Annotated in this window: 18 protein-coding genes and 1 pseudogene; 11 read left to right on the forward strand and 8 right to left on the reverse strand. The window is 68.8% G+C overall.

Going from position 1 to position 17,362, the window contains the following annotated elements:
* Positions 1-100: 100 nt before the first annotated feature.
* Together ACWGI8_RS01945 and ACWGI8_RS01950 are read left to right on the forward strand one after the other, a co-directional pair.
* Complete coding sequence (locus ACWGI8_RS01945) at positions 101-1,237, forward strand: metallophosphoesterase (protein ID WP_453657767.1); 1,137 nt, start codon at positions 101-103, stop codon at positions 1,235-1,237.
* Between the two features lie 148 nt (positions 1,238-1,385).
* Entirely contained in the window at positions 1,386-2,210 is an 825-nt protein-coding gene (locus tag ACWGI8_RS01950; protein WP_453657731.1) for a hypothetical protein, read from the forward strand.
* A gap of 28 nt (positions 2,211-2,238) precedes the next feature.
* Here ACWGI8_RS01950 and ACWGI8_RS01955 read toward each other — a convergent pair whose 3' ends face one another.
* Positions 2,239-3,207, reverse strand: a complete 969-nt coding sequence (locus ACWGI8_RS01955; RefSeq protein ID WP_453657733.1) for a GlxA family transcriptional regulator — start codon at positions 3,205-3,207, stop codon at positions 2,239-2,241.
* A gap of 131 nt (positions 3,208-3,338) precedes the next feature.
* On the opposite strand from ACWGI8_RS01955, the gene ACWGI8_RS01960 reads away from it, so the two are divergent.
* A complete protein-coding gene (locus tag ACWGI8_RS01960) occupies positions 3,339-3,653 on the forward strand; it encodes a putative quinol monooxygenase (RefSeq protein WP_453657735.1) in 315 nt (104 codons plus the stop codon).
* Positions 3,654-3,782: 129 nt separating this feature from the next.
* Here ACWGI8_RS01960 and thiC read toward each other — a convergent pair whose 3' ends face one another.
* Positions 3,783-5,570, reverse strand: coding sequence for a phosphomethylpyrimidine synthase ThiC (thiC, locus tag ACWGI8_RS01965; RefSeq protein ID WP_453657737.1), 1,788 nt, complete (start codon positions 5,568-5,570; stop codon positions 3,783-3,785).
* Between the two features lie 196 nt (positions 5,571-5,766).
* Here thiC and ACWGI8_RS01970 point away from each other — a divergent pair, with 196 nt between their 5' ends.
* Complete coding sequence (locus tag ACWGI8_RS01970; protein ID WP_453657739.1) at positions 5,767-7,122, forward strand: YibE/F family protein; 1,356 nt, start codon at positions 5,767-5,769, stop codon at positions 7,120-7,122.
* Between the two features lie 88 nt (positions 7,123-7,210).
* On the opposite strand, the gene ACWGI8_RS01975 is transcribed toward ACWGI8_RS01970, so the two are convergent.
* The 4 genes from ACWGI8_RS01975 to ACWGI8_RS01990 form a co-directional block, all read right to left on the reverse strand.
* Positions 7,211-7,645, reverse strand: coding sequence for an SsgA family sporulation/cell division regulator (locus ACWGI8_RS01975; protein ID WP_453657741.1), 435 nt, complete (start codon positions 7,643-7,645; stop codon positions 7,211-7,213).
* Between the two features lie 112 nt (positions 7,646-7,757).
* A complete protein-coding gene (locus ACWGI8_RS01980) occupies positions 7,758-8,462 on the reverse strand; it encodes an IclR family transcriptional regulator (protein ID WP_453657743.1) in 705 nt (234 codons plus the stop codon).
* Positions 8,463-8,908: 446 nt separating this feature from the next.
* Positions 8,909-9,124: a DUF5326 family protein gene (locus tag ACWGI8_RS01985; protein WP_453657745.1), complete on the reverse strand. Its 216-nt coding sequence runs from the start codon at positions 9,122-9,124 to the stop codon at positions 8,909-8,911.
* Between the two features lie 130 nt (positions 9,125-9,254).
* Positions 9,255-9,572: a cupin domain-containing protein gene (locus ACWGI8_RS01990; protein WP_453657747.1), complete on the reverse strand. Its 318-nt coding sequence runs from the start codon at positions 9,570-9,572 to the stop codon at positions 9,255-9,257.
* 50 nt (positions 9,573-9,622) lie between these two features.
* Here ACWGI8_RS01990 and ACWGI8_RS01995 point away from each other — a divergent pair, with 50 nt between their 5' ends.
* The 5 genes and pseudogenes from ACWGI8_RS01995 (at position 9,623) to ACWGI8_RS02015 (ending at position 13,065) form a co-directional block, all read left to right on the forward strand.
* A complete protein-coding gene (locus ACWGI8_RS01995; protein ID WP_453657749.1) occupies positions 9,623-10,003 on the forward strand; it encodes a phage holin family protein in 381 nt (126 codons plus the stop codon).
* Positions 10,004-10,010: 7 nt separating this feature from the next.
* A complete protein-coding gene (locus tag ACWGI8_RS02000) occupies positions 10,011-10,502 on the forward strand; it encodes a low molecular weight protein-tyrosine-phosphatase (RefSeq protein WP_453657751.1) in 492 nt (163 codons plus the stop codon).
* Positions 10,499-11,337, forward strand: a pseudogene (locus tag ACWGI8_RS02005) (PLP-dependent transferase). The gene ACWGI8_RS02000 and the pseudogene ACWGI8_RS02005 overlap by 4 nt, the downstream one beginning before the upstream one ends.
* A 242-nt stretch (positions 11,338-11,579) precedes the next feature.
* Positions 11,580-12,476: a LysR family transcriptional regulator gene (locus ACWGI8_RS02010; protein ID WP_453657753.1), complete on the forward strand. Its 897-nt coding sequence runs from the start codon at positions 11,580-11,582 to the stop codon at positions 12,474-12,476.
* Positions 12,477-12,585: 109 nt separating this feature from the next.
* On the forward strand, positions 12,586-13,065 hold the full coding sequence (locus ACWGI8_RS02015) for an NUDIX domain-containing protein (RefSeq protein ID WP_453657769.1): 480 nt from the start codon (positions 12,586-12,588) through the stop codon (positions 13,063-13,065).
* 77 nt (positions 13,066-13,142) lie between these two features.
* Here the strand turns inward: ACWGI8_RS02015 and ACWGI8_RS02020 are convergent, their stop codons facing one another.
* Positions 13,143-14,711: a globin domain-containing protein gene (locus ACWGI8_RS02020; RefSeq protein WP_453657755.1), complete on the reverse strand. Its 1,569-nt coding sequence runs from the start codon at positions 14,709-14,711 to the stop codon at positions 13,143-13,145.
* Positions 14,712-15,034: 323 nt separating this feature from the next.
* The gene (locus tag ACWGI8_RS02025; RefSeq protein WP_453657757.1) at positions 15,035-15,667 is read right to left on the reverse strand and encodes an HAD family hydrolase; all 633 of its coding nucleotides are present in this window, start codon (positions 15,665-15,667) and stop codon (positions 15,035-15,037) included.
* Positions 15,668-15,744: 77 nt separating this feature from the next.
* Between ACWGI8_RS02025 and ACWGI8_RS02030 the strand changes: the two genes are divergently transcribed.
* A complete protein-coding gene (locus ACWGI8_RS02030) occupies positions 15,745-16,290 on the forward strand; it encodes a DUF2269 domain-containing protein (protein ID WP_453657759.1) in 546 nt (181 codons plus the stop codon).
* A gap of 5 nt (positions 16,291-16,295) precedes the next feature.
* Entirely contained in the window at positions 16,296-17,204 is a 909-nt protein-coding gene (locus ACWGI8_RS02035; RefSeq protein ID WP_453657761.1) for a GNAT family N-acetyltransferase, read from the forward strand.
* Positions 17,205-17,362: the final 158 nt, after the last annotated feature.

Genomic DNA, 17,362 nt, shown 5'->3' on the forward strand with positions numbered 1-17,362 from the left:
CCTGGTGCGTCACACAGCACGATCCGCATTCCTATGATGGGCGCACGACACCGAGGACCTCCCCGACCAGGACGGTCCGATGGTGCAGGGCGGCACGACGGTGGTGGAGGGGTCGATGACACAGGGGGCCGGTCAGGGACCCGTGGAGCGGACGGCGACGTTGCGTGACTTCCGCGTGCCCCCGTACGCACAGGTCCCCGTGCAGTCGCAGGTCCCCATGCAGCCACAGGCCCCGGTGCAGCCACAGGCCCACGCCCAGGTGCCCCCGCACCCCGGCAACGCCTTCCCGGACGACGAGCCGCCCGAGGGCTACACCCCCACCGAGCGCGACCTGCCGGTGATCAACCGCGGCGACACCGTCCAGGTGACCGTCACCCCCGACGAGGCGCCCGCGCCCGCATCCGATGGGCTCGGTCCGCTCTACGTCGTCGGTGACGTCCACGGCTATCTCGACGAACTCGTGGCCGCCCTCGCCGAGCAGGGCCTCATCGACGCCGAAGGCCACTGGTCCGCCGGGAACGCCCGGCTGTGGTTCCTCGGCGACTTCACCGACCGCGGCCCCGACGGCATCGGCGTCATCGACCTCGTCATGCGGCTCTCCGCGGAAGCCGCTGCGGCCGGCGGCTACTGCAAGGCCCTGATGGGCAATCACGAACTGCTGCTCATCGGCGCCCGGCGCTTCGCCGACACCCCCGTCAACTCCGGCGCGGGAACCGCCACCTTCCAGGCGGCCTGGCTGCTCAACGGCGGCCAGAAGAGCGACATGGACCGCCTCCAGGACGTCCATCTGCAGTGGATGGCCCGGCTGGACGCGGTGGTCGAGGAGGACGGGCATCTGCTGATGCACTCCGACACGACCGCCTACCTCGAGTACGGCACCACGATCACGGACGTCAACGACAACGTCCACGAGATCCTCAACCGGAACGACGCCGACGAATGCTGGGACCTGTTCCGCAAATTCACCAAGCGCTTCGCCTTCCGTGACGACGACGGCCCGCAAGCCGTGCGCGAACTCCTCGACGCCTACGGCGGCACCCGCATCGTCCATGGTCACAGCCCGATTCCGTATCTGCTGGGAGTAGTCGGCACGGAGGATGCGGCGGACGGTGAGGAGAGCTCCGGCCCGGTCGTCGAGGGCCCGCACGTGTACGCGGACGGACTCGCCATCGCCATGGACGGCGGAGTGACCATGGCCGGAAAGCTGCTGGTCGTCCAGCTTCCTCTGCATGACTGAACGAATCCGGGGCAGGCGATTTCCGGAAACCCCCTGTCACCCCGTGCCTTAACCGCTCTACCATCGGCTTATCCGTAGCAGGCTCTCCTCCGTTTCCGCCCAACTGCCCCACCCACGTGGGCAAACCGGCCCTACGGAGCATCGGGGGATGCACATGAACAGCGCTCCGCACCTGCTGACCGAGGATCGCGCCGAGTACGAGCGCATCCTCGACGACGCGCTGCGCAACGCGCACGACCGTCCGGATCTCACTGCCGTCGGGGAGCGGCTCAACGCGGAACAGCTGCGTACGATGGCGCTCAACGCGATCGCACTGATAACCGCTTCGGCCGCCGCCGAGTACGAGTACTTCGTGAACGTCCGCGAGGAGAGACGCTCACCCGTCGGCGCGTCCGTACGCCATTCGGAGCCGAGCCCCGCAGCCGGCGACACCGCCGAATCCGGTGCCGGATTCGGCGCCGTGCTCACCGTCCTCGCGCCGGTCCTGGCCGGCACCGCCGCGGTGATCTTTCTGTTCGTGGGCTATGTCCTGAAGATGCTCAGCCCTGAACCCTCCTTCGCGGAGACCCTGCTGACGGTGGGCTGGTTCTTCGGGGCGCTCACGGCCGCGGGGCTCCTCGCCGCCGCGATCGGCCTGCTGATCACGGCACTGCGCAATGGCGCCACCCAGCTGCCCGCCGAGGACGCGGGCGGCGAACTGCCCGACGAGGTGGCACGTGCCAAGGAAGCCTGGCGGCACGCGCTGCTGGAGCGTGGCGTCATTCCGTTCCTGCGGGCGGCCCTGGCCGATCCCAGTGCCGATCCCGCGTCGCCCGCACCACCGCGCAACGTGAACCGGATCCCCAAGGTCGGTTACAGCGGACCCGACTTCTCCAGCCCGAGCGAGGGCTCGTCGGCCGGCTCCCGGCCGACGTTCACGAGCCCGGACTTCACGAGCCCGGACTTCGGCCCTCCGGAGCATCAGCCCGAGTAGCCCCCGGGCAGCAACCGCGCAGTCCCGGTCAGTGGACCGCCCGGCTGCGCAGCTGCCCGGGGGTGGTACCCAGCCGTTCGCGCAGGAGCGAGGTGAGTGTCGCGGCGTTCTCATAGCCCACTCGGCGCGCCACCACATCGGTCGGCAGACCCGTGGTGCGCAGCAGATGCGTCGCCTGTTCGAGCCGGATCTGCTGGGCGAACCGCAACGGCGAAATGCCCAGCACCCGGTCCAGCGCCCGCTGCAGGGTGCGCTCGCTCGCACCGACCGCCCGGGCCGCGTCCGCGATGCGCAGGGGACGGTCGATGTGCTCGCGCACCCAGCGTTCGTACGCGCTGACCGTCGGGTCCGTACGGGCGAGATGGCCGGGGATGGCGTAGCTCGCCTGCGTGGGACGGCTGTCGACCACGAGGTAGCGGGCGGTGAGGTCGGCGAGGGCCGGACTGCTCTCGCGCACGAGGCAGAGCGCGAGGTCGAGGTGGGCCATGGCGGCGCCGGCCGTCGTGACACCTTCCGCGTGGGTGACCATGTGGGTCTCGTCCAGGGCCACGCGGGGGTAGCGCTGCCGGAAGGGAGGCGCCAGCCACCAGCTCGTGGTGGCAGGCAGTCCGTCCAGGACCCCGCTCTCGGCGAGCATCCACGTCCCCGTACACGCGGCCGCCAGGCGGAGCCTGTCGGCGCGCGCCTGCCGCACCTCGTCGCGCACAGGCTGCTGCCCGGGCCCGCTCACCCACTCCGTGAGCGGCCCCGGCCGCTTGAACCCGACACCCGGCACGACCATCACATCCGGCGATCCCGCCGCCGCGGGCGTGGCCGCCTCCACCAGGTGCCCGGCGGCCGTACGAACCGGTCCCCCCGGGCCGACGCACGTCACCTGCCAGGGTGGGGGCGGCTCGGTCAGTTCGTCGCGCAGTTCATTGGCCGTCTGGAGGACATCGAGCACCGAGGCGAGCCCGGAGTCGAAGACTCCGTCAAAGACCAGCACCGAGATCTTCATGTCGGAAACGGTAAAGGACGTGTCGGATCCGCCACTGGGAGGGGGTTACGGTGGCCTCATACGTTGATCACACCGGCCGGAACCCGACCACAGACCACACCACCGATGACCGACGATCGACGGAGATCCCGATGACCAACGACACCACCCGCCTCGGCCTGCTCGCCCGTATCGAGGCCAAGCCGGAGCACGCCAAGGAGATCCAGGACCTGCTCACCGGCGCGGTCGCCCTCGCCGAACAGGAGACCGGCACCACGGTCTGGTTCGCCCTGCGTCTGGGCCCCACCTCGTTCGGTGTCTTCGACGCCTTCGGCAGCGACGAGGCCCGCCGCGCCCACCTCGAAGGCAAGATCGCTGCCGCCCTCATCGACGCGACCCCGCTCCTCACGGAAGCTCCGGACATCCGCCCGGTGGACGTCCTCGCCGCGAAGCTCCCCTCTGCCTGACACATCCGCACACGCACACGGACACCCGGGCGCTGCCGCGGGGGTCCCCGGCCAGGCCCTGTCCGGTCCGGACAGGGCTTGGCCCGGTTCTCAAAGACGGGTCCAGTCCACTTGGTCGGACGGACCGGATCAGTCGGCCAGCGGGAGATACACGCGGTTGCCGGCCGCGGCGAACTCGGCGGACTTCTCCGCCATGCCCGCCTCGATCTCGTCCGGCTTCAGGTCGCCGCCGTGCTCGCGCCGGATGTCCTGGGAGATCTTCATCGAGCAGAACTTCGGACCGCACATCGAACAGAAATGCGCGGTCTTCGCCGGCTCGGCGGGCAGCGTCTCGTCGTGGAACTCCCGTGCCGTGTCCGGGTCCAGGGCCAGGTTGAACTGGTCCTCCCAGCGGAACTCGAAGCGCGCGTCGGAGAGGGCGTCGTCCCACTCCTGCGCGCCCGGGTGCCCCTTGGCGAGATCCGCGGCATGAGCCGCGATCTTGTAAGTGATGACGCCGGTCTTGACGTCATCCCGGTTCGGCAGGCCCAGGTGCTCCTTGGGCGTGACGTAGCAGAGCATCGCCGTGCCCCACCAGGCGATCATCGCGGCACCGATGCCGGAAGTGATGTGGTCGTACGCGGGCGCCACATCAGTCGTCAGGGGCCCCAGGGTGTAGAAGGGCGCCTCTTCGCAGATCTCCTGCTGAAGGTCGATGTTCTCCTTGATCTTGTGCATCGGGACATGTCCCGGGCCCTCGATCATCGTCTGTACGTTGTGACGCTTGGCGATCGTGTTGAGTTCCCCGAGGGTCTTCAACTCGGCGAACTGCGCCTCGTCGTTGGCGTCCGCGATCGACCCGGGTCGCAGGCCGTCGCCCAGCGAGTACGTCACGTCGTACGCGGCGAGGATCTCGCAGAGCTCCTCGAAGTTCTCGTACAGGAACGACTCCTTGTGGTGCGCCAGGCACCACGCCGCCATGATCGAGCCGCCGCGCGAGACGATGCCGGTCTTGCGGCGGGCCGTGAGCGGTACGTACCGCAGCAGCACACCCGCATGGACCGTCATGTAGTCGACGCCCTGTTCGGCCTGCTCGATGACGGTGTCCTTGTAGATCTCCCAGGTCAGCTCTTCGGCGCGGCCGTCAACCTTCTCCAGTGCCTGGTAGAGAGGGACGGTGCCGATCGGCACGGGGGAGTTGCGGAGCACCCACTCGCGGGTGGTGTGGATGTTGCGGCCGGTGGAGAGGTCCATGACCGTGTCCGCTCCCCAGCGGGTCGCCCAGGTCATCTTCTCCACCTCCTCCTCGATGGAGGAGGTCACGGCGGAGTTGCCGATGTTGGCGTTGACCTTCACCAGGAACCGCTTGCCGATGATCATCGGCTCGATCTCCGGGTGGTTGACGTTCGCCGGCAGGACCGCGCGCCCCGCGGCGATCTCCTCGCGGACGACCTCGGGAGAGACGTTCTCCCGGATCGCCACGTACTCCATCTCCGGCGTGATCTCGCCACGGCGGGCGTACGCGAGCTGCGTCACCGCCTGTCCGCCACGGCCCCGGCGGGGCTGGCGCGGCCGGCCGGGGAAGACCGCGTCGAGGTTGCGGAGCCCGCCGCGCGGCGAGGTGTGCTTGATCCCGTCGTCCTCGGGGCGGATCGGACGGCCCGCGTACTCCTCGGTGTCGCCGCGGCCGATGATCCAGTTGTCCCGCAGGGGCGGCAGCCCCCGGCGGACATCCGTCTCGACGTTCGGGTCGGTGTACGGGCCGGACGTGTCGTACAGGGTCACGTCCTTGCCGTTGGTGAGGTGCACCTGGCGGACCGGCACCCGGATGTCGGGGCGTGAGCCCTCGACGTATCCCTTGTGCCAGCCGATGGACTTCCCGGCCTCCGTCGTGCTGTCCGTGCTGGAGGCAGGCGTGCGCGTGTCCGATGTGGTCATGAGACCTACTCCCTACGCCGGCATTACCCGGTAACAGGTTCGGCGGTCGGCGCAGCTGTCCCGTACGGATGTACGGAGGTCAGCGCCCTCTCAGCCCGGTGCTCCGAGCTCCCGCGTGTGCAAAGGTGCCACCACGCTAGCGCGCAGTCTGGCGTGCTGAACAGTGGGCCCCTTCCGTTCTTGCGATGATCGGTCGGTGACTTCCTCCCAGCAGACGTCCGAACCGGATGGCCACGCGGACGGCCGGACGGCTGGACACGCCCACGCCCATACACACAGCCACGGGCCCGTTGCGCCTGTTTCACGGCATTTGCGACGAGTCATCGCCGCGGTGCTGATTCCTTTCGCCACCGCGGTGGTGGTAGGTCTCGTCGTCCTCTGGCCGGGCGGCGCACCAGGTCACGCGCGCACCGGCGTCGGCTTCGACCGCCAGACCGAAGAGGCGCGGGTGGTCAGGGTCGAGCAGGTCGACTGCAAGGACGTCAACGCGGGACAAGTGCCGCCGACCGGGGACACCTCCACCCCTGAGGGGCGCGAAGCGGTCAACTCCCAGCAGGGGATGTGCAAGAAAGCGACCGTCGAGATCACGACCGGTAAGGACAAGGGCCGTACGTTTGTCGAGATCGTTCAGCCGGACGCTCCGCGCCAGCTGAAGGAGGGCCAGGGCGTGGTGGTGGCGTACGCCCCCGACGCCCCGCGCGATCTGCAGTACTCGGTGAGCGACGTGAACCGAGACTTCCCGATGGCGCTGCTCGCCGGGATCTTCGCGCTCGTGGTCGTCCTGGTCGGGCGGATGCGCGGCGTGATGGCGCTGATCGCGCTCGCGCTGAGCTTCGCCGTACTGACCCTGTTCATCCTGCCGGCGATTCTGCAGGGTTCGAATCCGCTGATCGTGGCCGTGGTGGGGGCGAGCGCGATCATGCTGCTGGCGCTCTACATGTGCCATGGCCTGAACGCCCGCACCTCGGTCGCGGTGCTCGGCACGCTCGTCTCATTGCTGGTGATCGGGCTGCTCGGCTCGGTCTTCATCGGCTGGGCATCCCTGTCCGGCAACACCGACGACAACACGGGACTGATCCACGGACTGTTTCCGAACATCGACATGTCGGGTCTGCTGCTGGCGGGCGTCATCATCGGCTCGCTCGGCGTGCTCGACGACGTGACGGTGACTCAGACCTCGGCGGTCTGGGAACTGCACCAGGCGGATCCGGCAATGGGCCCGCGCGGTCTGTACAAGGCAGGCATCCGGATCGGCCGTGACCACATCGCCTCGGTCGTCAATACGCTCGTACTCGCCTATGCGGGCGCGTCGTTGCCCCTGCTCCTGCTGTTCTCGATCGCGGAGTCGAGTGTGGGGACGGTGGCCACCAGCGAGCTGGTGGCGGAGGAGATCGTACGGACGCTGATCGGTTCGATCGGCCTGGTCGCCTCTGTTCCGGTGACCACGGCGCTGGCGGCTCTGGTCGTTTCCGCCGACCGGCCGGGGGGCACCGTGACGCGCGCGATGACCGGCGCGGTACGCAGCAAGGGCCGCCGCAGGCGCGCGAAGTAGCAGGAGGACAGAACAGGGACGGGTGCCGCCACGTGCCGGACCGCAGAATGGCCGGCGCGCGTAGTGGCCGCCCTGCGGGGCCCGCGCCTCAGCCGGCGTTCTCCTCGGCGAGGATGCGCCCGAGGGCTGCCTCCAGGTGGTCCTCGAAGTCACCGAGCGTGCGCTCCTGCCCCAGCGGGACCAGCTTGTCGGTCCGGTCGAGGAACGCCACCAAGGGCGCGACGCTCGCCCGGAACAGCGCACGATCGCAGCCGACCTGGAGCCGGATGCGCACGTCGGAGAGCCCCTCGGGCTCGGTCGGCGCGATGTGCACATCGCCGTCCCCGCTGGGCCGGTTGATGCCGTCGAGCAGCAACTCCCGGCCGAACGCCCAGGTCACGGGAGCGTCGCCGGGCAGATGAAAGGTCATTCGCACCGCGTAGGGGTCTCTGGTCTCGTACCGGAGTTCCACCGGAATCCGGAAGGACAGTTCCTCCGACACCAGAAAGCTCATCAGTACCTCGGCCTGAACCGACTCGCGCATCGTGTTACCCCGCAGTGGATGAAGCAGTCGTGAAGACGGCCAGGAATGATCCCCCTAGGCCCTCTTGACGCCATCGTGCTGCACCTACTAGCAGATCACAAGGAGTGATTTTTCAGATACTGATAGAGAACGTGGTGGAGCTGAGCAGACTTTCGACGCCTCTGCGTAGTTGATCGACTGCGGGCAGCAATCTTTCTGCCTGGTGGTGGGGAAGAGAAATCGCCATCGCAGCGGCAGTGGAACCGGCGGTGACCGGAATGGCCGCACAGACCGTGCCGACTGCATATTCCTGTCGCTCGACCACGGGTTGCATCCGGCCCATCCCGCCCAGCCGCTCCAGCAGAGTCCGCCGATCACGCACCGTATAGGGAGTGATCGCCTCCACCGGATGGCGATCGAGGTGGTCCTTGCGGGCCTGTTCGTCGAGCTGACTCAGCAGGCACTGGCCGAGTGCATGCGCGTGCCCCGTCGCGCGGATGTCGGCCGATTCATCGACGGCGGGCGAGTAGGGGGTGTCGGCGACCGCGACGAGTTCGATCTCGCCCTCGCGGTAGACGGCGAAGTAGATGGGTACGCCGATCGTGTCCCGCCAGTGCGCCATAGCGTCCTGGATCTTGCTGCGACGATTCTGCATCGCCCCGCCGAACGCCAGCCGCACCGCCGCCTCACCGAAGACGAACACACCCTTCTCGCGCCGCAGATAACCCTCGTGCGTCAGGGTCCGCAGCAGGTGGTAGGCGGTGGGAAGCGGCAGCCCCGCCTCACGCGCGAGCTGTTTGGCAGGGGCTCCGTCGGTATGGGAGGCCACGGCCTCCATGAGTCTCAACGCCCGCTGGACCGAGCCGATCAGGGTAGGCGCGGCGGTCGTCGTAGGCGCAGAGCTGGTAGCCGTAGCCGTGGCCACAGGTCACCCCCAGGCATGGTGACGGGCGGCTCGCCCGCCCGCGGGGGCCGCCCCCGCGCGCCCGCCGTGCTCCTTGAGGACATGAGGTGTTCCTGAGATCAATTACAGAAACAACGCAGAAAGTCGCACAATCCGCTGTTCACGGTGATCGTCGACTCAGGATTCCCAGGGGACGGCGGAGGTTTGCCACTCTAATGGCAGCCCCCGTTCGGCCGCGTGGTACAGCCTTCACCATTCCCCCGGGTGGGCTAACAGGCGTACGTACCTTTCGTACTCTCGTACTGCTTGTATCCCTGGCAGTCGCTGTATGCCTGGCAGTCGCTGTATGCCTGGCAGTCGCTGCCAGCCGCTGCCAGCCGCTACCAGTCGCTCTTCGAGGACGAGGACGACGTCATGAACTTCCGTACGACGTAGATCAGTCCACCGACGATCGCCACGAAGAGAAGGATCTTGAAGAGCAGCCAGACCAGAAAGCCGACGAAACTCGCGATCATCCCGCCGAAGACGACAATGGCGATCAAGGGGATTGCGATCCACTTCACCCACCAGGGCATCCCCGTCAATATCTCCCGCACCGCCATCGTCCTTACCTCGCTTCTCTGAGTTGTCCTGGCTTCGATGCTAGAGGTGCGAGAGCAGTCTCCGGGGCCCCGGCAGCCCTTGAAGTCCCCTGAGCCGTCCCCTAGGGAAACCGGGGGTTACCGGTCAGCTCTCGGGCGGAGAGAAGACGACCAGAACCCGCAGGTCCTCCGTGATGTGGTGGAACTTGTGGGCCACTCCGGCGGGGACGTAGACGACGCTGCCCCGCCCCACCTGCGTCGTTTCCATGCCGACGGTGATCGAGGCCCGGCCGCTGACGACGAAGTAGACCTCGTCCTGACCGTGGGGCTGCTGCGGGTCGAGCTCGCCGGCGTCCAGTGCGTACAGTCCGACCGACATGTTCGGTTCGCGCAGGAACTGCAGATACGCACCGTCATTGGCGGCGCGCTCCGCCTCCAGCTCGTCCAGTCGGAATGCCTTCATGTCCGTCCGCCCCTGCCGTTGGTCCGATCGTGTCTGCCACGATCAGACACATGATGAATTTCGTAGTCAAGACGATCGCGAACGCCGGGGCCCTGCTCGTGGCGATCTGGCTGGTCCAGGACATCACGCTCACCGGTGACAGCACCGGGAAGAAGGCGCTGACGCTGGTCGTGGTCGCGCTCCTCTTCGGCCTGGTCAACTTCCTTGTGAAGCCCGTCGTGAAGCTGCTGACGCTGCCACTCTTCATCCTCACGCTCGGGCTGATCACGCTGGTGGTCAACGCCCTGATGCTGCTGCTGACCTCCTGGCTCGCCGACAAACTGGGGCTGGACTTCCACGTCGAGGGCTTCTGGACCGCCGTGCTGGGCGGCCTGATCATCTCGGTCGTGTCGTGGGCGCTCAACGTCGTACTCCCCGACGACAAGGGCTGAGCACCTGATGTCCTTCTCCGTCTGTTTCGTCTGTACCGGCAACATCTGCAGATCGCCGATGGCCGAGTCCGTCTTCCGCGCCCGCGTCGAGGAGGCCGGGCTCGGCGACCTCGTCGCGGTGGACAGCGCCGGCACGGGAGGCTGGCACGAGGGCCACGGCGCCGACCACCGCACCGTCGCCGTCCTGCGGGCGAACGGCTACGGGTCCGGCCATGTCGCGCGGCAGTTCCGCGCCTCCTGGTTCGCCCGGCTCGACCTGGTGATCGCCCTGGACGAGGGACATCTGCACGAGCTGCGGCGGCTCGCCCCGACGGACGCGGACGCCGCGAAGGTGCGGCTGCTGCGCTCCTACGATCCTGCCGCCCGGGGCGAACTCGATGTCCCCGATCCGTACTACGGCGGCATGGACGGCTTCGAGGAGTGCCTGGAGATGGTGGAGGCGGCGAGCGAGGGGCTGCTCGCCGCGGTACGGCAGGCTGTTGAGGAGCGAGCGGCATGAGTGACGAGCCGAGCATGAGTGACGAGCCGGACATGAGCGACCGGCCCGACGTGGGCGACGGAACGAGGGCCGTACGGGCCGGGCTGCCGGAAGCCCGGAAGTACGAACCGACGCTGCCGGGGCCGGTCTTCGCGGCGCACTACCACCTGCCCGGTGAGCCGACGGGCCCGTACGTCTACGGGCGCGACTCCAACCCCACCTGGACGCTGCTGGAGCAGGCCATCGGCGAGCTGGAGGCGCCGGGGGAGTCCGGCGTCGAGACGGTCGTCTTCGCCTCCGGGATGGCCGCGGTCTCGGCGGTGCTGCTGTCCCAGGTACGGGCGGGCGACGTGGTCGTCCTCCCGGACGACGGCTACCAGGCCCTGCCGCTGGTGCGCGAGCAGCTCGAGGCGTACGGCGTCGAGGTGCGCACCGCGCCGACGAGGGACGATGCACAGCTCGCCGTGCTCGACGGGGCGAAGCTGCTGTGGATCGAGACACCGTCCAACCCCGGGCTCGATGTGTGTGACGTACGCCGGCTCACGGACGCGGCGCACGCGGGGGGCGCACTGGTCGCGGTCGACAACACGCTCGCGACCCCGCTCGGCCAGCGCCCGTTGGAGCTGGGCGCGGAATCGAGCTTCCGGACCGCGCGCACGCGGAGCGCTTCCTGGCGCAGCTGCGCCTCGTCGACGACGCGACGAGCTTCGGCAGCGTCCGCTCCAGCGCCGAGCGCCGTGGCCGCTGGGGCGGCGACGCCGTGGCGGAGGGTTTCATCCGCTTCTCGGCGGGCGCGGAGGATCCGGACGATCTCGTGGCGGATGTGCTCCGCGCCCTGGACGCGGCCGCGGGCTGAGGCCGCCCGACAGCGGTGAAGACGGCTGGGAAAGAGAGACGGACGGTCCGAGCCTCCCCCCTCATGGCTCGGACCGTCCCGGTTCCACGCGCGGTTGCCGACGCGGTCGCCTGCGCAGATACCGACGCGGCTGCCGGCGCTGTTCCACGCGCGAAGAACCGCTCGAACAAGGCTAGTTGACTCTGCGTCAGTGTCCAATCACGCTAGCGACAGAGACCTATCGACTTATTTATAGTTGGACGATGGACCTGGCCCTGTTGCGCACATTCATCACGGTGCACCGGGCCGGCTCGTTCACCCGCGCCGCCGCGCTGCTCGGGCTCTCCCAGCCCGCGGTGACCAGCCAGATACGGACCCTGGAGCGGCAGCTGGGACGCCCGCTCTTCCTGCGTCAGGCGCGTGGAGTCACGCCCACGACCGTCGGCGACGAGCTCGCCCACCGGGCCGCCCCGCATCTCGACGCCCTCGTCGAGATCGCCGAGGCCGGACTGGACGAGGAGTCGGGGGTCCGGACGCTCCATCTCGCCGGCCCGCCCGAGTTCGCCTCCGTACGCGCCCTTCCCGCGCTCACCCCGCTGATCTCACAGGGCCTCGCGCTGCGCACGTCCTTCGTGGCCAACGCCGACGAGGCTCTGGAGGGACTGGCCGCCGGGCATCACGATCTGGCCATCGCGACGGCACGCCCGCGCGGCGGGCTGCTCACCTCGACTCCCCTCTGCGACGAGGAGCATGTCCTGGTCGCCTCACCGCGCTGGGCGGCACGGCTGGGTCCCGGTGTGCTGCTGCGCAAGGGCGCTGTCGTGCTGGAGCAGCTGCCCGTGGTGGAGGTGCATGAGTCCCTGCCGTTCGTCGCGCGCTACTGGGCCGCTGTGTTCGACAGCCGGCCGTCCGCCGCAGGCACCGTCATCGCGCCCGATCTGCGGGCGGTCCTGGAGTCCGCCGCCTCGGGCGCCGGGCTTGCCGTCCTGCCACGCTATTTGTGCGCCGACGCCCTGGAGAGCGGGCGTCTGATGGCTCTGCTCGACCCTCCTGTCCCCCCACTGCGCACCTACTTCCTCGTCGTCCGCACCGGAACACTCGCACTCCCGCACATCGCGCGTGCGCACGAAGCACTGCTGCGTGCCGCGATCGACTGGTGACGGCGGGCGACGACAGGCGAACGGCAGGGAGGACGGGAGTTTCAGAACGGGTGGCGTGGGCCACTCTCTTGCCATGACCGGCAGCAATTCCCTTGCGGGGACGACCCCCCTGCCCCCGAGGCCAGTGGTCAAGCGCACCGCACGCGCCATCCTGCTCGACGGTGATGACCTCATCCTCATCAAGCGCACCAAGCCCGGCGTCGATCCGTACTGGCTCACCCCCGGCGGCGGGGTCGAACCGGAGGACGCGACCGTCGTCGACGCCCTGCACCGCGAGGTCGACGAGGAGCTCGGCGCCAAGATCACCGACGTGGTGCCCTGCTTCGTCGACACCGTCGAGCACATCGTGGACGGCGGAGTCTCGGGCGTGAAGGTCCAGCACTTCTTCGTCTGCCGGCTCGCGTCGATGGACGAATCGCTGCGTCATGGCCCCGAGGTGGACGAGCCGTGCGGCGAGTACGAGATCGTCCGTGTGCCCTTCAGCCGCGTCGGGATCGCCGCGGTCCACCTCGTACCGCTCTCGCTGCGGCACTATCTCGACGGCAATATCGAGGGCGTGCGTGCCATGCACGCGCCTGACCTGGGCTGATCCCCTGCAGCTCGGCCGCTGCTGAGCCCGGTCCGGCGCGGTGCGGTACGGCGCGGTCCGGTCCCATGCGGTGTGGCTCAGTCCGCCGCGGCGACGAGCTCCTCAAGAGAGTCGTGGCGGATGCGCTCGAACGGGATACCGACGTTCCTGAGCGCGTCCACGCCGCTGCGGATCATCCCGACCGGGCCGGAGAGATACGCGTCGTACTCGTTCCACGGACCGTACTCGCGTACGGCGTCGGGCAGCTGTGCCTTGCCGTCGACAACCGGCCGCACCTGGAGCCACGGATGGCTCTGCTGGAGCCGCAGCATCGTGTCGATGTCATAGAGGTCGTGGCCGCTGCGCGCCCCGTAGAACACCTCCACCGGACGGCGCTCGCCGTGCTCGGCGACATCTTCGACCAGCGCCTTGATCGGGGCGATCCCGGTGCCGCCGCCCAGACACAGCAGACCGTTGTTGGTGGTGTGATCGACGGTCATCGAACCCGCGGGCGGACCGAGCCGGAACACGTCGCCGGGGCGGGCGTGGTGGACCAGCGCGTTGGATACCCAGCCCGCCGGGACGGCCTTCACATGGAACGACAGCAGCCCGTCGGAACGCGGCGCGCCCGCGAAGGAGTAGTGGCGCCAGATCCGCGGCCACCACGGGGTCTCCAGGCTCGTGTACTGACCGGCCAGGAAGGGGTAGGGCTGGTCCGGTCGGACGGTGATGACCGCGATGTCAGGGGTTCTGAGATCGTGCGAGACCACCTCGGCGTGCCACCAGGCGGGCGCGAGCCGCTCGTTCGCCGCCGCCGCGTCGATCATGACCTGGGAGATCGTCGTGTACGTACGGACCCAGGCGGCCTCGGTCTCGTCGTCCCAGGTCGTGGTGGCGTAACGGGTCAGCGCGCCGATGAGGGCCTCGCCTACGGCCGGGTAGTGCGCGGGCTGGGTGCCGTATTTGCGGTGGCCCCGTCCCAGATGCTGGAGGTAGTCGACGAGTACGGCGGTGTTGTCCATGTGCTCGGCGGCGGTGAGCAGCGCCTTGAGGAGACGGTCCCGCTGGGTGTCCATCGCGGCGGGGAAGAGGGACCGCAGGTCGGGGTGGCGGACGAACAGCAGGGCGTAGAAGTACGAGGTGACCTTGTCGGCGACGGGCGCGATCTCCGCCATGGTCCGCCGGATGAGGATCGCGTCGGGCGAGGCGTTGTCGTCGCGGACGCCGGAGAGCGGATCGGGGGCGGGCTCAGCCGCCTCGGCGCCAGGGGCGGAGCCGTGGTGCGGGGCGTGCGGCTCAGGGGCACGGTACTCGGACGCGCCCTGGGGCACCGCCTGCGGCACCTCCTGGGGTACGGCCTGGGGCGCGGCGGCCCCAGGGGCCTCGGGCGCGGTCCGCGCCGGGGGGGCCGTGGACCCGCGGGCCGTCGTCCCGGAGGCCCGGTCCGCCCCGGTGCCGACCGGGCGTATGGAGGAGACGGGCCGACTCGGGGTCGCTATTCGCCCCTCGCCTGCTTCGCCCGGCGCAGCCGTGGGGCCTTCGTCCGCCCCGGGAGCCGGCCGGCCGGCGGCAGACCGCTTACGAGGGGTGAACCAGCCTCCCCCGCTGTTCGCACCGTTCTCGCCGGAGGTGCCGTTGTCGGCCGACGTGGTGGTCGGAGCGTCCATTATGTGCCTCGCCTCGAACATCTCTCGGTCGGTCTGCGCACTTCCGATGGTCCGGAACGTGCCCTCAATTCCCCGCTCTGCCTCAGGACTCCTGCCCGCCCACATTAGCCTTCGCGATTTCGAGAATCAGGACGAGCGGGACCGGATTGCGTCAATGCCCGCAGCACTCGTCGTCGCAGCATGCCAGGTGGCCCCTCCGCATCGGACAAACAGCGGAAAGTCCGGGTATCCGTACCCGTTTTCCCGTTAGGCTGCATCGCCCCCATGTCCGTAAGCGCGGCCAGGTATCGGGCCTGCAGGGCATGGCATGCCCCACACCCGAACTATCGAAGGAATCGCACCAGTTCGTAGGCCTCCCGCAGATCGCTCCCCGTATAGGCGTGTGTGGAGAGCCCGGACAGATGATGGTCCGCATTCACCGCCACCGCAACGGGCACCGCGGCGAAGATCTGCGCGTCGGACATCGAATCACCGTAGGCAACGCAGTCGTCCAGCTCAAGCTCGAACTCTGCACAGAGCTGGTTCGCGATCTTCACCTTGGCCGCCGCATCAAGAATGCCGGACCGGTCGACCGGCTCGCTGAACGGAACCGACGGCCAACGTGAACCATGGGTGGCGTGCGCACCCCATGCCAGCAATCTCTCGACGAAGAAATCGGGCGAGAGGGAGATCACGGCGCAGTACTCCCCACGCGTCCGTATATCGCCCCACACCTCACGGATTCCCTCCATCCAGGGGGCCTTGTCGAATGCCGCGGTTAGCTGCTCCGGAGTGAGTGCGGCCCAGAGTTCCCGGGCTTGTACAGCGAACTCGTCCGGCGGTAGTCCGCGCAGTACGAAGTCACGCTCCAGCTCGGCAATCTCCTGGGAGAGCCCAAGTCGGCGCGAGATCTCCACGGCGGCCGCCGAGCCGCGGATCAGCGTTCCGTCGAGGTCGAAGAGGTGCAGTCTCGCCATGTACGCCGAGGCTAGTACGCCCGGTTACTCCCGCCGTCAGACGCGGAAGAGGCCGTCTCCCCGGGACGGTGTTTCACGTGAAACCACTGAAGCGCCCCGCTCGCCGGGCCGTCCTCGTCATCCATGTCTCCGCGTCCGCGGGCTGGCTCGGGCTCTCCCTCGGGCTGCTCGGACTGAGTGTCTCCGCGATCGCCTCCGGATCCCCCGCCGTCGCCGAAGCTTCGTACCGCTCCATGGCCGTCTTCGCGAACTGGCTGATGATCCCCGTCGCCCTGCTCACCTTCGGCAGCGGCCTGGTGCTCTCGCTCGGCACACCCTGGGGTCTGGCCCGCTACCGCTGGGTCTGGACAAAGTTCTGGCTGACGCTGCTCACGACCGCACTGACGGCGTTCTCGCTCCGGCCAGGTGTGAACGACGCGGCACAGGAGGCTGCGGCAGGCCTCCCCGTGGCGGACCCGTCCGGTCTGCTGGCCGCCCCGACCGTCTCCCTCTCCGCATACCTCTTCATGACCGCGATCTCGGTCCTCAAGCCCTGGGGAATGACGCGGCGCGGACGCCGCCTCCGGGTCTCGCCCAGTTCCGGTAAAGCGCTGGACGGGCGATCTCTGCGTCCGACAGCCTGACCTTCATGTCAACACCGTTCAGCGAGTTCGCCATCCGGCGTCTGACCCCGGCAGACCTGTTTTCCTGCGCCGATCTCTCGGAGGACCGCGGCTGGCCGCGCGAGGAGCACAAATGGGGCCTGCTGCTCGCGGCAGGAGCGGGGTACGGCATCGACGACCCCTCGGGCAAGGGCCTCGTCAGCGCGTGCGTGGTGACCTCGTACGGTCCGGGCTCTGTGCCTGGCACGGACCCTGTCCATGGTTCGGGTCCGGCCAACGGCCAGGGGCTCGCCGCCATCGGGATGGTCCTCGTGGCCGAGCGGTATGCCCGGCGTGGAATCGGGCGGCGTCTCATGCGGCATGTGCTGGCCGAGGCCGGGGAGACCCCGCTCACCCTGCATGCCACGCCGAACGGACAGCCGCTGTACGAAGAGCTGGGCTTCACCCTCGTCGGTCGCGCCGAGATGGTTCGCGGCCACTTCCGCCTCTCCGGCCCTGCTCCTCGGGCCATGACCCGCCCGGCAACCGCGGAAGACCTGCCGGCGATCCTCCGCCTCGACGCCGACGTCTTCGGCCAGGACCGCACGCACATGATCACGCGTCTCCCGGCATTCGCCGACCAGCTGAGGGTCGCGGAGGCCGACGGTGTCCTCACGGGCTACGCGGCCGCCTGGCCCAACATGGAGACCCATGTCATCGGCCCCCTCATCGCCCGCGACACGGACACGGCGAAGTCCCTGATCGTCTCTTTGGCCAACGCGACGGACCGCCCCCTGCGCACCGACATCGACGTACGCCACGAGGAACTCCTCACGTGGGTGAAGGCGAACGGCCTGAGCCCGATCGCCTTCAACGCCGTCATGACCCACGGCACCCCCGTCCTCCCGGGCGACTGGACCCGCCGCTTTGCGCCTTTGACGGTCGCGGCGGGCTGAGCGCGTCCGCGCCAGGACCGGGTGTACGCCCGTAGGTCCTGTCCCGCCCGATCGACCGACAGGCCTAGAAGATTGCTGAAAATCTCGGGTTCTGGCCCCGGCTCGGTGGAGTCGGGGCCAGTCTTGTAGGCATGCAGGGGGAATGGGCTGGGGAGATG

The organism is Streptomyces sp. NPDC054841 (assembly GCF_053611045.1).